14 protein-coding genes are annotated in these 13,819 nt (G+C 39.8%); 12 read left to right on the top strand and 2 right to left on the bottom strand.

All coding sequences use genetic code 11. From position 1 onward, the window contains the following. Window positions 1-16: 16 nt before the first annotated feature. The 3 genes from IX83_RS05645 to IX83_RS05635 all read left to right on the top strand — a co-directional run bounded on the left by IX83_RS05645 (window position 17) and on the right by IX83_RS05635 (window position 4,459). Window positions 17-952, top strand: a complete 936-nt coding sequence (locus IX83_RS05645) for a sterol desaturase family protein (protein WP_038500118.1) — start codon at window positions 17-19, stop codon at window positions 950-952. Continuing rightward, window positions 918-2,105, top strand: coding sequence for a cytochrome-c peroxidase (locus tag IX83_RS05640; protein WP_201770236.1), 1,188 nt, complete (start codon window positions 918-920; stop codon window positions 2,103-2,105). Before IX83_RS05645 ends, IX83_RS05640 begins: the two co-directional genes overlap by 35 nt. Window positions 2,106-2,404: 299 nt before the next feature. Beyond that, window positions 2,405-4,459 (top strand): TadE/TadG family type IV pilus assembly protein, encoded by a 2,055-nt coding sequence (locus IX83_RS05635; RefSeq protein ID WP_143244802.1) that lies wholly within the window; start codon window positions 2,405-2,407, stop codon window positions 4,457-4,459. Window positions 4,460-4,626: 167 nt separating this feature from the next. Here the strand turns inward: IX83_RS05635 and IX83_RS05630 are convergent, their stop codons facing one another. Together IX83_RS05630 and IX83_RS05625 are read right to left on the bottom strand one after the other, a co-directional pair. Further along, window positions 4,627-5,088, bottom strand: a complete 462-nt coding sequence (locus IX83_RS05630; protein WP_038500114.1) for a CBS domain-containing protein — start codon at window positions 5,086-5,088, stop codon at window positions 4,627-4,629. A 1-nt stretch (window position 5,089) separates the two neighbouring features. After that, window positions 5,090-6,292: a YihY family inner membrane protein gene (locus IX83_RS05625; protein ID WP_051919367.1), complete on the bottom strand. Its 1,203-nt coding sequence runs from the start codon at window positions 6,290-6,292 to the stop codon at window positions 5,090-5,092. Between the two features lie 93 nt (window positions 6,293-6,385). Between IX83_RS05625 and IX83_RS05620 the strand changes: the two genes are divergently transcribed. The 9 genes from IX83_RS05620 (at window position 6,386) to IX83_RS05580 (ending at window position 13,802) form a co-directional block, all read left to right on the top strand. Continuing rightward, window positions 6,386-6,772 carry a DUF2069 domain-containing protein gene (locus tag IX83_RS05620; RefSeq protein ID WP_038500112.1) on the top strand — a complete coding sequence of 129 codons (387 nt, stop codon included), beginning with the start codon at window positions 6,386-6,388 and terminating at the stop codon, window positions 6,770-6,772. Beyond that, complete coding sequence (aroC, locus tag IX83_RS05615) at window positions 6,762-7,829, top strand: chorismate synthase (protein ID WP_038500110.1); 1,068 nt, start codon at window positions 6,762-6,764, stop codon at window positions 7,827-7,829. Before IX83_RS05620 ends, aroC begins: the two co-directional genes overlap by 11 nt. Before the next feature lie 123 nt (window positions 7,830-7,952). Next, a complete protein-coding gene (gene leuC, locus IX83_RS05610) occupies window positions 7,953-9,359 on the top strand; it encodes a 3-isopropylmalate dehydratase large subunit (RefSeq protein WP_038500108.1) in 1,407 nt (468 codons plus the stop codon). A 1-nt stretch (window position 9,360) separates the two neighbouring features. After that, window positions 9,361-10,011 (top strand): 3-isopropylmalate dehydratase small subunit, encoded by a 651-nt coding sequence (gene leuD / locus IX83_RS05605; RefSeq protein ID WP_038500105.1) that lies wholly within the window; start codon window positions 9,361-9,363, stop codon window positions 10,009-10,011. 2 nt (window positions 10,012-10,013) lie between these two features. Continuing rightward, window positions 10,014-11,087, top strand: a complete 1,074-nt coding sequence (leuB, locus tag IX83_RS05600; RefSeq protein WP_038500102.1) for a 3-isopropylmalate dehydrogenase — start codon at window positions 10,014-10,016, stop codon at window positions 11,085-11,087. 25 nt (window positions 11,088-11,112) lie between these two features. Further along, window positions 11,113-12,243: an aspartate-semialdehyde dehydrogenase gene (asd, locus tag IX83_RS05595; RefSeq protein ID WP_038500099.1), complete on the top strand. Its 1,131-nt coding sequence runs from the start codon at window positions 11,113-11,115 to the stop codon at window positions 12,241-12,243. Window position 12,244: 1 nt separating this feature from the next. Then, window positions 12,245-12,433 (top strand): hypothetical protein, encoded by a 189-nt coding sequence (locus tag IX83_RS05590; RefSeq protein WP_038500096.1) that lies wholly within the window; start codon window positions 12,245-12,247, stop codon window positions 12,431-12,433. Window positions 12,434-12,435: 2 nt separating this feature from the next. Continuing rightward, window positions 12,436-13,224: a tRNA pseudouridine(38-40) synthase TruA gene (truA, locus tag IX83_RS05585; protein ID WP_038500093.1), complete on the top strand. Its 789-nt coding sequence runs from the start codon at window positions 12,436-12,438 to the stop codon at window positions 13,222-13,224. A gap of 5 nt (window positions 13,225-13,229) precedes the next feature. Further along, window positions 13,230-13,802 carry a TRAP transporter small permease subunit gene (locus IX83_RS05580; protein WP_038501641.1) on the top strand — a complete coding sequence of 191 codons (573 nt, stop codon included), beginning with the start codon at window positions 13,230-13,232 and terminating at the stop codon, window positions 13,800-13,802. The last annotated feature ends 17 nt before the right edge of the window (window positions 13,803-13,819 follow it).

Here is a 13,819-nt window from a genome sequence, read left to right as displayed (position 1 = left end):
AAACGGTGAATAGGTGATGTATTTTTTAAATTATTACCTACTGGATCCAGACCAACGTCTATACTGGGTGTATCTGCTTAGTGCGATAGTATGGGCCGTGATCTGGCAACGAGGCTGGCAAAAGATAAACTGGCGATGGTCAGACTATTGGTGGCATCCCAGTGCAAGGCTAGATTATGCTTATTTTGTACTTATTTGGCTGATTAAATTATACGTTGTCGTGCCATTAGTCATTGCACCGAGCACCATTAGTATTCCTGTTTACAGCTTTTTTAGAGAGTATATATCGGCACCTTGGTTTTCAGAACATGTTTCTGAGCTTTGGGTGGCCGTTAGTTACACTATTTGTTTATTTGTGTTTGGCGAGTTTACTCGTTATTGGCTACATCGATGGTTACATACCGTTACTTGGTTATGGCAGTTTCACAAGGTCCATCACAGTCCCAATATTTTGACTCCTTTTACGTTTTATCGCGTTCATCCTGTTGAGAACTTTTTATTTGGGCTACGTTATGCTTTGAGTGTAGGAGGCGTAACGGCTATTTTTCTATGTTTGTTTGGTACAGGGTTGAGTACATGGACGGTATTGGGGGTGAATCTTTTTGTCGCCGTGTTTAATTTTTTGGGTGGAAATTTAAGACATTCGCCTATTTATTTTCGTTATCCTGCTTGCTTGGAAAAGTGGTTTATATCGCCCGCTCAACACCAACTTCATCATACCCAACGTTATCATCGATTTAATTATGGTGGTTATTTGGCGATTTGGGATAATGTGTTTGGAACATTGAAAATCGCTCATCCGACTTTATCTCCTAAAACGTTTGGATTTCCTGAAAAATTAGCGTCTCAATACAATAGTGTCATGGCTTTACTTTGGCAACCTTTTGTAGATTGTCTGTATTTATGGAGAAGAAAACATGAAAAAAAGAATGCGTCATATCGTGAAACATAGCGTGTTATTAGTTGCTTGTCTTATGACTTCTATGTCGTATGCGGTAGACAAAAGCAAGGAAGAAATGGCTCAAGAAATGGGCAAAGCTTTATTTTTTGATGCACGACTCTCTTTCAATAATACGATAAGTTGTGCGACTTGCCACAATCCAGATACAGCCTTTGCTGATAGACGTTTGACTCGAGCTAATGGCGTTGCTTCGCAAGGGGCAGATGGACACGCATTTGGCGATCGTAATGCACCGACAGCAAGCTATGCAGCGTTTTCTCCTCGTTTTCATTACGATGAGAAATTGAAGCAATATGTGGGTGGTCAATTCTGGGATGGTAGGGCAGAAACCTTGGCTAATCAGGCCGGTGGCCCGCCTGTTAACCCTGCTGAGATGATGATGCCTGATGCTAAAGCAGTGGTGGATCGCCTTAAAGAGGTGCCTTATTACAAGGAAACATTAGAAGCGATTTATGGAGGCGATGTTTGGAATGAAACGGATAAAGCATATCGTGCCGTGACGGAAACGATTGAGGCTTTTGAGAAAACAAAGGATTTTAGTACCTTTGATTCAAAATATGATCGTTTCCTAAAAGGTGAATATGAATTAACTATCGAAGAAGATCTAGGTAGAACCTTGTTTTTCTCAAATAATAACGTTAACTGTTCGACATGCCATTTGATTAATCGTGTGGTTGAGGATCCAAAAGAAACGTTTACTAATTTTCAGTATCGTAATATTGGTGTACCCGCTAATCCCAAGCTGATCGAAGTTCATGGTGATCCTAATTTTGTCGATCAAGGTTTAGCGGCAAATCCTAACGTTAAAGACAAAGAGGCACAAAGAGGTAAATTTAAGGTGCCAACCTTGCGTAATGTGGCGGTGACAGGGCCTTATATGCACAATGGTGTTTTTCAACATTTACGTACGGTCATTCAATTCTACAACAAATACAATGATCCTAAAGATAATATCAATCCCGAAACTGGCTTGCCATGGGCCCCTCCAGAAGTTGAAGATAATATTGCTTTAGATGAATTAAAAGCCGTTGCGTTGACTCCCGCCAAGATTGATGCTTTAGTGGCATTTTTAGAAACACTGACGGATAAACGATACGAACCTTTATTGGAGGAAATCAAAAAACAAGAAGCAAGTAAAAAATGATGCGAATGAGGCCCTGTGTAAAGCAGGGTCTTTTATTTTGAGGCAAACAGTCATATCGTGAAGGTGGAAAATATTGTTTAATATTCAAAGAAAATAAAACAACAAAAAATAATTGTTGATTAAACCTTGTTTTTATCAGGGTTTTTATATTTTTAATGGAAAAATTGCTCAGCCAGATAAGATAAAGCTGTTTCAAAATCGTTTCAAATTATTAAAAATCAAGAAAGAAATATAGGGGGGTATGGTAAAATCGGAGTGATATATCGTGATGAAACATATGGAAATATTTGGGAAACGAGATGAAGAAATTACGCATGTTGAAACAGTTCTATCGTAATGAGAAAGGTGCTTATGCCGTGATTTTTGGCTTGGTAAGTGTATTCGTGGCAGGGGGAATGGCAACTTCCGTTGATTACACGGGTATGTTAAACGATAAAGCTCGTTTGGCAGATAGTTTGGAACAAGCTAGTTTGAATTTAGTGACGGAGAATAATAATTATCGGTCTAATTCTGGACTTGAAAAAGCCGAGATACAAAAACGAAATGACTATATTGCGAATACTTACGCATCTCTTTATTCCACTAAATCGGTCGATCCGAATTTTAAAGGCCTTTGTGAAAAAGACTCGAAGGGCCGTGTTATTTGTGAAGCCACTGGAAACTTTGTGCGTCATAACTTGCTTCCCGTTTCTGTCCAAGGCGTTGTGTTTGTACCTGAAAAAATAAATGTTGGTGGTTCGGGTAAAGCAGCGAAGTTGGTGACTAAAAGTATCGAGACAAGAAAAGAAGAAAAAATACCCATGGTGCAGAAAGTGCCTATGGATATTATGTTAGTGGCTGATTTCTCAGACGGGTACATGACTTCAGATAGAGAGGAGAGTAATTCTCGATGTAATAGCGTTTATTTTACAAATCCATCGAATTATCCAGATGCGATGAGAGCCTATTTAACAAAAGAGAGAACTAAACAAAAATGTACAGCTCAGGTGGGTGCAGTTGCTTTCAATAATGCGATTAATGGTTATGAATTGCCTGTGTTTGATGTTCAAAAAGATGGTAGTGCTAAAAACCAAGTTAATCGCCTAGCCATTACGCCATTTAGTTTTGGGGCACAGGTTCGCTCCCAAAAAGCAGGTTCTAGATCCATATGTGTTGTACCGTATCATGGCATTGATGCAAAAGGGTTATCGACTTATAATCAGCAAAAAGCAGGTAGAGATTATCTGGAAACATTGGTTTGGCCAAAAAATGCAGCATCTAGTAAAAGTATGTATGCAATGCAACCCTTACAAAGTTTTTCATCTGTTGACAATATGGGTGAAAATCTTAGAAATGCGCTAAATTCTTTTGATACATTACAGAATACAGGGAATTATCATTATGCTTACTATATTGCCAAATATCTTCCTTTATATGTGGATGTATCGCTGACTATCGATGCGATTAGTGAAATGAATGTTGATACTTTATTAACTGATACATCTACATATCGTTTGAATATTGGTTTAAATAAGCGTTTTTGTTTTGGACGCACAACAGATAAGAATATTGAGTTATCATCTCGTTGGTACACTTCTAAAGATATAAGTGCCTACCAAAGTTTTGTAAGTAGTACTTTAAATAATTATGCATTTGGTGTTGCAAATGTTACTTCAGGTATGATTGTTGGATTACAGAACTTTATTAATTTAGACGCTCAAGATTCTCCTGAAGTAAAAGCTGTACCAAGGCAACGAATGATGATTATTGTATCTTCAGGTGCAAAATTTGCTCCAGGCTATATGAAAGCTGTTGAAGAGTCGGATTGGTATTGTGGTGATGCAACTCAGTCAGCTTCTGATATTGTGAAAAGAAGGAAATGTAATAATCGCGAGAAATCATGGATTAAATCAAATTCTCGCTATTATCTTGATAAATCTATAAAATTAGTTAGTGCAGGTAAATTGTATTTTTCTGCACTTCGCCCCTATCCTACAGGTAAAAAAGCGCCTGAATATGAAATGGATGAAATGCAAAAACTTTTTGCTACAGCTAAGGGAAAGAAAACAGGGCTAGGTTTTTGTGAAGCTATTAGAAAACGTTTAGATGCTTTAGACGGTGAAGCTTATGCCAGTATTCCTCGGGCTAAGATTATATTTGTAGATTTTTTAAATTATCGTTCACCTGAGGAGATGGATAACTGGAGATCTTGTGCTGATGCAGTTTATACAGCTGATAATGCATCTCAATTTAAAGAAGCACTGCGTAAAGCTTCGATGGAGTTTCAAACGACTGTCACAATTGATGAATCATCTACTACTACCGAGAAGGAGGGTGAATCATCGGTCACAGAAAGTGGCATCAGTATCAACTAATCATATCTGAATATAAAACGGGTACCTAACTAGGTACCCAATTTTTTGCTTAACATTTAAACACATTTAATCACATAAGGTTTGAATGAACTTTCTTTTATCGTTTCACTTTTTGCATTCTATATTTAAGTTTTTAATCAAAAAACCATCTTTTTATGCCTTGAATATTAAACTTCCTTCATATCCTCATTATCGGTGCCAAGTGTTTTGATATAGGCTTTGAGTAGGTTGTTTTCATATTTCTCAGCATATAAAAGGAATCGAGATACGTCTGCAATGGAAATCACGCCGATGATTTTTGAACCATCTAATACAGGGATGTAACGTACGTTGTGATCGAGCATTAGACGTTGGACTTCTTTTACGGACGTGGAGGGAGTGACGGTGATAGGGGCGTCATTCATGATGCTTCTTAAACGAGCATCGCCTACCACACCGCGTTTTTTTGATAATAAGCAGATGATGTCAAAAAAGGTTACGATCCCGACGAGTTCGCCTGATTCCATCACCAAAATACAGCCTTTATGGTACTTTGCCATGGAATCAATAGCGGATTGAACGCTGTCTTCTGGTTTACCAACGTACAATATATCAGAACTGACGTGTAGAACTTCATTTATTTTTAGCATGTTATTCTCCATGAGGATGGTGTAGGTATGTCAAGCTATCTCTTAAAGATAAAGATTCATTTTTGATGAAAATATCGTTAAAAATATGATGTAACGATGGATTGAGGTAGGATTGATCAAAAATGAAGTGATAGGCTAACTGATTGATAGCTTGATCGTTGTCACAGCTCAAGGTCCATTTTCCTTGTGATGTATGTGTTACGTAATGTAGCTTTTTCATGATTCTCAACAGTGTATCACTTTCTTGAGGAAGTAGGTTAAGTTTGTGGGCGATTTCAATATTGTTGACATCAGGCTGGTGATGGTCTCGCAACTGACTTAAAAAACTCAAGATGGCTAAACAGTCGATAAATTGGTGTCCTTTTTTGGAACGTTGTTGTTGAGGATTGATGTTAAGCTGAGGTAAGCTTGTCGCAATAATGGCTCCCAATAATACAATCGTCCAAGATAAATATATCCAAATTAAGAAAATGGGTATGGCTGCAAACGCACCATAAATCAAAGTGTATGAGGGAAATGTGGTGATATACCAAGTAAATCCAGTTTTCATGGCTTGAGCAAGGATCGAGGCGATAATCCCACCAATAAACGCATCTTTAAACGCTATGCGACGATTTGGTACGACAAAATATAAAAGGGTAAACGCAACGGTAAATAATAAAAAATTTAAAAACGCATAGCTGAGTCTTAACCCTATACTCAAACTCGTAAACCCAAACTCGGCACTAGCTACCCAAGAAGTCACCCATAAACTTGCTCCCAGCATGATAGGGCCTAAAGTCAATACGGCCCAATACACCAAAATACGATGTATAACGTGTCTTTGCTGGCTGACATTGGCAATGCGATTTAAAACATCATCGATGGTTTTGATTAACAAAATAGAGGTGATCATTAAAAAGATCATCCCCCATGTCGTGATACTTTTGGCTGAATTGGCAAACGTTGTTAAATAGCCTTGAATCGTGCTGGACATGGTTTCAGGCAAAAGGTTGTGCATCATAAATTGTTCGACTTCTACCTGAAAATCTTTAAAAATGGGAAAGGCGGTAAATAGGGATAAAATCACCGCTAATAGGGGAACAACCGCTAAGGTGGTTGTAAAGGTCAAACTACCTGCTACATCTAAAATCCGTGTTCGTTGAATTTCTCGAATCAAGTGTTTTAAAAAAGATAGCCATTGTTGACGAGTCAAACTAATCATAAGTGTTGAATTTAGAAATTTATTTTATAGACAAATGTTTTATTTTAACGTATTGATGACTATAATGTAGGACTTAAAGAATGTATTGAGCGTATGGAACATCATCAAATTAAACTGAATCCGATATGGCGTTACGGTTGTATCGCTAGCATCGTGGGCTTATTTTTATTAATTCTTTTGTGGGAACAATGGATTGATCCGCTTAAAACAGGTGGCACATTTTGGTGGTTATATGCTTGGCCACTGTTGTTAACCTTGCCAGGATTAATCAAAAACCAGAATTATACATTTCAATGGACATCAATGTTAGTGTTGTTTTATCTGATGATTGGCGTGGTTAGATTATGTTCAGATGTCTCCGATACGTCAAGATATTTGGCGATGATTCAAGTGATATTAAGCAGTTTGGCTTTTTTTACAGCGATAGTTTATGTAAGACCGCTTAAACAATGGGCAAAAAGGGAAAAAAATGGCAGGTAGTATTTTCGGTAAAATTTTTACGGTCACGAATTTTGGTGAGTCTCATGGTCCCGCAATTGGGTGTGTGGTGGATGGTGTTCCCGCCCAGATTGCATTGTGTGAAGCGGATATCCAACATGAATTGGATAGACGTAAGCCCGGCACTTCTCGTCATGTTACCCAACGACAAGAGGCGGATCAGGTTCAGATTTTATCAGGTGTTTATGAGGGTAAAACGACAGGAGCACCGATTGCTTTATTGATTCACAATACGGATCAACGTAGTAAAGATTATCAGAATATCGCCCAACAATTTAGACCTGGGCATGCTGATTATACCTATTGGAAGAAGTATGGTATTCGTGATCCTAGAGGAGGTGGGCGTTCGTCAGCACGTTTGACGGCTCCAACGGTAGCGGCAGGGGCCATTGCTAAAAAAATATTGAAACAGATGTTCGGCACGGAAATTAAAGGGTATATGAGTCAATTAGGTCCGATTATGATTCCGTTCCAGTCTTGGGAATGGGTATCACAAAACCCATTTTTTGCACCTAATCAGGAAATTATTCCAGAGCTAGAGTCGTATATGGATGATTTGCGTAAAGCAGGGGACTCTATTGGGGCGAGAATTGAAGTACTGGCAGAATCTGTACCCGTAGGGTTAGGGGAACCGATTTATGACCGTTTAGATGCGATGATTGCTTATGCGATGATGGGATTAAATGCGGTGAAAGCGGTTTCGATTGGTGACGGTTTTGATTGTGTGACTCAAAAAGGTTCCGAACATGGCGATGCGATGACACCAGAGGGCTTTTTGTCCAATCACGCAGGTGGAATCTTAGGCGGTATTTCAACAGGACAAACCATACGTGTGTCTTTAGCGATTAAGCCGACATCCAGTATTCGTGTTGAAAGACCATCTATCGATACCACTGGACAAGCGGTGATGGTGCAGACATTGGGGCGACATGATCCTTGTGTGGGAATTCGAGCTACGCCCATTGCAGAAGCGTTATTAGCTTTGGTGTTGTTAGATGCGGCCTTGCAAGCTCGAGCGGTGGCACCTTTGAACGAATAAACCTTACCGTTAAAAATGGGTGAATCTCACCAAGAACGCGATAAATACAATCTAAAGTTGTGAAAAATCGTTATAATTTTCAGTTTTTATTGGTATGAATGATAGATAGTTTTTGGAAAGAAAATGGCTCAAACCTTATATGATAAATTATGGCAGGCACATGTTGTTCATGAAGAACAAGATGGTACCTGTTTAATCTATATTGATCGTCAGTTATTGCATGAAGTAACGAGTCCACAAGCTTTTGAGGGTTTGCATATCGCTCATCGCAAACCATGGCGTATTCAAGCAAATTTGGCAACGGCTGATCATAATGTGCCGACTACTGAACGTGGGAAAGGCATTGCTGATCCGATTTCAAAACTTCAAGTTGATACCTTAGATGCGAATTGTCGTGAATTCGGCATTACAGAATTTGGTATGAATGATATTCGCCAAGGTATCGTTCATGTGGTGGGACCAGAACAAGGGGCTACGTTACCTGGTATGACAGTGGTTTGTGGCGATTCACACACCAGTACTCATGGTGCCATGGGGGCTTTAGCGTTTGGCATTGGTACATCAGAAGTTGAACATGTGTTGGCCACACAAACCTTATTGATGAAGAAAAGCAAAAGCATGCTTATTCAGGTAGAGGGTGAACTGCCTTTTGGTTGTAGTGCTAAGGATTTGGCGCTTCATATTATCGGTAAGATTGGAACAGCAGGGGGTACAGGTTACGCTATCGAGTTTGCTGGCCCCGTGATTCGTGCGTTGAGCATGGAGGGTCGTATGACCTTGTGTAATATGTCGATTGAGGCGGGTGCTCGCTCAGGCATGGTGGCTGTTGATGAAAAAACGATTGACTATTTTAAAGATCGTCCTTTTGCTCCCAAGGGTGCTAATTGGGAAAAAGCAGTCGCATATTGGCGTACCTTGCATAGTGATGAGGGGGCGACTTTTGATAAAGTGGTGCGTATTGATGCAAAAGATATTCGCCCTCAAGTGACTTGGGGAACTTCGCCAGAGATGGTGTTGACGATAGAAGATCGTATTCCTGATCCTGCTAAAGAATCTGATCCTGTGAAGAAAAATAGCATTGAACGAGCGTTGCAGTATATGGGGTTGGAAGCAAATCAAGCGATTAAAGACGTGATGATTGATAAGGTATTTATTGGTTCCTGTACGAACTCGCGTATTGAAGATTTGCGTCAAGCGGCAACGGTAGCAAAAGGAAAACGAGTTGCCAAAAATGTAAAACTGGCGATGGTCGTACCAGGTTCTGGTTTAGTCAAAGAACAAGCTGAAAAAGAAGGTTTAGATAAGATTTTTATCGAAGCAGGATTTGAATGGCGAGAACCCGGTTGTTCGATGTGTTTGGCGATGAATGCGGATCGATTAGCACCAGGTGAACGTTGTGCTTCAACCTCTAATCGTAATTTTGAAGGTCGTCAAGGACAGGGTGGACGCACGCATTTATTAAGTCCAGCGATGGCGGCAGCGGCAGCAATAGCAGGGCATTTTGTTGATGTCAGAACAATGGGAGAATAATATGCAGGCATTTTCAATTCACAAAGGCTTAGTGGTACCTTTGGATCGGGCCAATGTTGATACGGATTTGATTATTCCTAAACAGTTTCTGAAATCAATTAAACGTACTGGGTTTGGTCCGAATGCATTTGATGAATTGCGTTATTTGGATCATGGTGAACCAGGTATGGACCACACTAAACGTCCACTGAATCCTGATTTTGTGTTGAATTTTCCACGTTATCAAGGGGCCTCGATTTTATTAGCTAGAGAAAATTTTGGCTGTGGTTCTAGTCGTGAACATGCTCCTTGGGCTTTGATTCAATATGGATTTAGGGCGATTATTGCTCCCTCGTTTGCTGATATTTTCTTCAATAATAGTTATAAAAATGGTTTGTTGCCGATTGTGTTGTCTGCTCAAGATGTGGATGAGTTGTTTCAAGCGGTACAAGCAAATGAGGGGTATGAGTTAACGATTGATTTACCGAATCAACAAGTGATCACTCCCTCTTCAAAAACCTATGCTTTTGACATCACGGCTTTTAGAAAACATTGTTTAATAAATGGTTTGGATGATATTGGATTGACTTTGCAAAAAGCCGAAGAAATTCGCCATTTTGAGCAAAATTATTTTAAAAAATACCCGTGGTTAAACCCCTCTCATCAGGAGTAAATATGACGTATCAAATTGCTGTATTACCAGGAGATGGTATTGGTCCTGAGATTGTTGAACAAGCTAGCAGAGTATTGACGGCATTAGGTTTGGATTTGGTTCTGAAAGAAAGTGTTGTCGGAGGTGCGGCTTATGACGCCAAAGGCCATCCACTTCCTCCAGAAACGTTGAGTTTGGCACAATCTTCTCATGCGGTGTTATTTGGGGCGGTAGGTGATTGGAAATATGATCAATTGCCTCGATCTTTGCGACCAGAACAAGCTATTTTGGGCTTACGCAAATCATTAGGTTTATTTGCAAATTTAAGACCTGCTATTTTATACCCCCAACTTGCCAGTGCATCGACTTTGAAAGAAGAAGTGGTGTCTGGTTTGAATATTTTAATTGTTCGTGAGTTAACAGGGGATATTTATTTTGGACAACCAAGAGGGCAAAGAGAATGTCCAGATGGTCCTTTTAAAGGTGAACGTGAGGGGTTTGATACGATGCGTTATGCGGAAACCGAAGTACGCCGTATCGCGAAAGTGGCTTTTGAGGCTGCTCGTAAACGTCACAAAAAAGTATGTAGTGTCGATAAGGCTAATGTATTGGAAACATCGCAGTTTTGGCGTGACATTATGATAGATGAACATCAGCATTATCCAGATATTGAGTTATCGCATATGTATATTGATAATGCCGCGATGCAACTGGTTAAAGCACCTAAATCATTTGATGTGATCGTCACAGGTAATATTTTTGGTGATATTTTATCGGATGAGGCTTCTATGTTAACGGGATCGATTGGTATGTTACCGTCAGCTTCGTTAAATGCTTCAGCTCAAGGGTTGTATGAACCGAGTCATGGTTCTGCTCCTGATATTGCGGGTAAAAATATTGCCAATCCATTAGCAACTATCTTGTCGGCTGCTATGTTATTGCGTTATTCTTTAGGTTTGGAATCTGCAGCAGTGAGAATCGAACAAGCCGTCAATCATGTGTTAAGCGAGGGATTGCGAACCGCAGATATTATGCAAGCAGGTTGCACACAAGTTAGCACCTCAGAAATGGGCGATGCTGTTTTAAAAGCACTTTAAATCTTAATATAGGAAGTTAGGGAACATGAATACCTCAGTTGGTTTTGTTGGTTGGCGTGGAATGGTAGGGTCTGTCTTGATGGACCGTATGCGTCAGGAAAATGATTTTAAATTAATCAATCCTGTATTTTTTACCACGAGTAATGTCGGTGGCAACGCACCTGAATGGGCGGATGGTGCGGGATTGTTACAAGACGCATATGATATTGAATCGTTAAAAAAGTTACCGATTATTGTCACCGCTCAAGGGGGCGATTACACAACTGAGGTGTATGGCAAGTTACGTGAAGCGGGTTGGAAAGGTATCTGGATCGATGCAGCCAGTACTTTGCGAATGAAAGACGAAGCGGTCATTGTGTTAGATCCTGTTAACCGTCATGTGATTGATCAGTCTTTAGAAAAGGGTGGTCGCACATTTGTGGGTGGAAATTGTACCGTTAGTTGTATGTTAATGGGCCTAAATGGTTTGTTCCAACATGATTTGATCGAATGGATGACGAGCATGACGTACCAAGCGGCTTCTGGCGGTGGTGCAAAACATATGCGTGAGCTTATCACTCAGTTCGGTATTTTGAATGCGAAAGTTGCTTCTTTATTAGACGATCCTGCTTCTGCTATTTTAGAAATCGATCGCATGATTCTAGATGGACAAAAGGATCCTACGCTTCCTAGAGATAATTTTGGTGTACCGTTGGCAGGTAACTTGATTCCTTGGATTGATAAGGATTTAGGTAATGGTCAATCACGTGAAGAATGGAAAGCTGAGGTAGAAACGAACAAAATTTTAGGTCGTGGTCCTGCCTTTGGCACATCATCTGTTCCAGTCGATGGTTTGTGTGTGCGTATCGGTGCAATGCGTTGTCATAGCCAAGCACTCACCATTAAGCTTAAACGTGATGTACCGCTTGATGAAATTAGCGATATGATTGCTAAAGGTACCGATTATGCCAAAGTGATTCCGAATGAAAAAGAAGTGACCATGCGTGAATTAACGCCTGTTGCGGTAACAGGAACCTTAACTATTCCAGTCGGTCGCCTTAGAAAGATGTCTATGGGACCTGAGTATTTAAGTGCCTTTACAGTGGGCGATCAGTTGCTATGGGGAGCGGCAGAACCATTGCGCCGCATGCTTCGTATTGCAATTGGAGCCTTATAAAATGCTTGAACATATCATGTCTTGGGGTGTGTTACCTGTTTCATTACTTTGTTTTGCAGGTATTTTTATTATTTTTATCGTGTTTTTTTGGATGCTACTTCAAACGAAACGACACCCACCCACACCCCTGACTGATGAACAGTTACGTGAACGCATGAGTAAGATTAATCTAGATTTAGATGAGGACTGATCATGCCACGTATGGCACTGGGCATTTCATATAATGGTCGGGATTTTCATGGTTGGCAAAGTCAGCCTGATTTGCCTAATATACAGGATTGCTTGGAACAAAGCTTGAGTTTATTTACACAACACCCTATTCGTGTTATTTGTGCAGGTCGCACCGATGCGGGTGTTCATGCTTTTAATCAAGTTGTTCATTTTGATTCGCCTGTTGAAAGACCGTTGTATTCATGGATTAAAGGGGTGAATGCTAATCTCCCGCCCGATATTCGAGTTAATTGGAGTAAAGTCGTAGCTGATGATTTTCACGCCAGATTTGATGCCGTAGAACGTTCTTATCTTTATTATTTGCGTAATGAACCTGTTCGAATGCCCGTTTGGCGTGGAATTGTTGGTTGGGAATTTAGACCTTTGGATGTTCATAAAATACAAGAGGCGATGACACGATTGGTGGGAGAACATGATTTTTCCTCGTTTAGAGCATCTGAGTGTCAAGCTAAAAGTCCGATTAAACATATGTATGAAGCCTGTGTTGAACAACATGGTGCATTGTTTATTTTTAAATTTAGAGCCAATGCGTTTTTGCATCATATGGTCAGGAATTTAATAGGTTCTTTATTATATGTAGGACAAGGCAGAAAGCCTGTTTCATGGATAAGCGATTTATTAGACCAAAAAAATCGTTCCTTGGCAGCCCCCACTTTTATGGCAGATGGTTTGTATTTGTCAGATGTAAGGTATCCTGACTGGCAAGCCAGCGATTTATACACAGAAAAATTATTTGGAAAAAACTGGTAATCATGATGAAATTTTTACTCAACATATCAAAACTGATTGATAAATTGAATTCAATGATGGGTGTGGTGGTGACCTGGTTAGCCTTATTGGTCGTGCTCATTAGTGCGGGAAATGCTATCGTAAGAAAGCTTTTTAATGAAAGTTCTAATGCGTGGCTTGAAATTCAATGGTATTTGTTTGGTGCGATTTTCCTGTTGGGTGCCGCTTATACGTTTCTTAAAAATGAACATGTACGCGTTGATATTTTGTCTCAACGGTTTTCTAAAAAAACGCAAACTTATATTGATATTGTAGGAACGGTCTTTTTCCTCATTCCTATTTGTTTTTTAATTGTGTGGTTGTCGATTCCGTTTTTTTGGGATTCTTTTGTCAGCGGGGAATTATCGAGTAATTCTGGTGGTTTGATTCGCTGGCCAGTGAAACTGTTAATTCCTGTCGGCTTTTTCTTACTAGAGTTGCAAGCCTTTTCTCATTTAATTAAATGCGTGGCTTACTTAAAAGGGTTGGTGCCTGATCCGCTACAAAGAGAAACCGCAGAAGAAGCCATCGAAGCTGAAATTCAAAGTATTAAATCATAAGAAAAAGGAATAAGGAA

Origin of the sequence: Basilea psittacipulmonis DSM 24701 (assembly GCF_000743945.1) — a bacterium.
Lineage (GTDB): Bacteria > Pseudomonadota > Gammaproteobacteria > Burkholderiales > Burkholderiaceae_B > Basilea > Basilea psittacipulmonis.
Note: the sequence above shows the minus strand (reverse complement) of the source record. Positions and strands in the feature narration are given on the sequence as shown.

Bases quoted from the DNA above. Each gene is read 5' to 3' on its own strand.
- leuC (WP_038500108.1), top strand. From the start codon at position 7,953: ATGGCTCAAACCTTATATGATAAATTATGGCAGGCACATGTTGTTCAT.
- IX83_RS05620 (WP_038500112.1), top strand. From the start codon at position 6,386: ATGGAACATCATCAAATTAAACTGAATCCGATATGGCGTTACGGTTGT.
- leuB (WP_038500102.1), top strand. From the start codon at position 10,014: ATGACGTATCAAATTGCTGTATTACCAGGAGATGGTATTGGTCCTGAG.
- IX83_RS05630 (WP_038500114.1), bottom strand. From the start codon at position 5,088: ATGCTAAAAATAAATGAAGTTCTACACGTCAGTTCTGATATATTGTAC.
- IX83_RS05635 (WP_143244802.1), top strand. From the start codon at position 2,405: ATGAAGAAATTACGCATGTTGAAACAGTTCTATCGTAATGAGAAAGGT.
- leuD (WP_038500105.1), top strand. From the start codon at position 9,361: ATGCAGGCATTTTCAATTCACAAAGGCTTAGTGGTACCTTTGGATCGG.
- IX83_RS05625 (WP_051919367.1), bottom strand. From the start codon at position 6,292: ATGATTAGTTTGACTCGTCAACAATGGCTATCTTTTTTAAAACACTTG.
- IX83_RS05640 (WP_201770236.1), top strand. From the start codon at position 918: ATGAAAAAAAGAATGCGTCATATCGTGAAACATAGCGTGTTATTAGTT.
- IX83_RS05580 (WP_038501641.1), top strand. From the start codon at position 13,230: ATGAAATTTTTACTCAACATATCAAAACTGATTGATAAATTGAATTCA.
- IX83_RS05645 (WP_038500118.1), top strand. From the start codon at position 17: ATGTATTTTTTAAATTATTACCTACTGGATCCAGACCAACGTCTATAC.
- truA (WP_038500093.1), top strand. From the start codon at position 12,436: ATGCCACGTATGGCACTGGGCATTTCATATAATGGTCGGGATTTTCAT.
- aroC (WP_038500110.1), top strand. From the start codon at position 6,762: ATGGCAGGTAGTATTTTCGGTAAAATTTTTACGGTCACGAATTTTGGT.
- asd (WP_038500099.1), top strand. From the start codon at position 11,113: ATGAATACCTCAGTTGGTTTTGTTGGTTGGCGTGGAATGGTAGGGTCT.
- IX83_RS05590 (WP_038500096.1), top strand. From the start codon at position 12,245: ATGCTTGAACATATCATGTCTTGGGGTGTGTTACCTGTTTCATTACTT.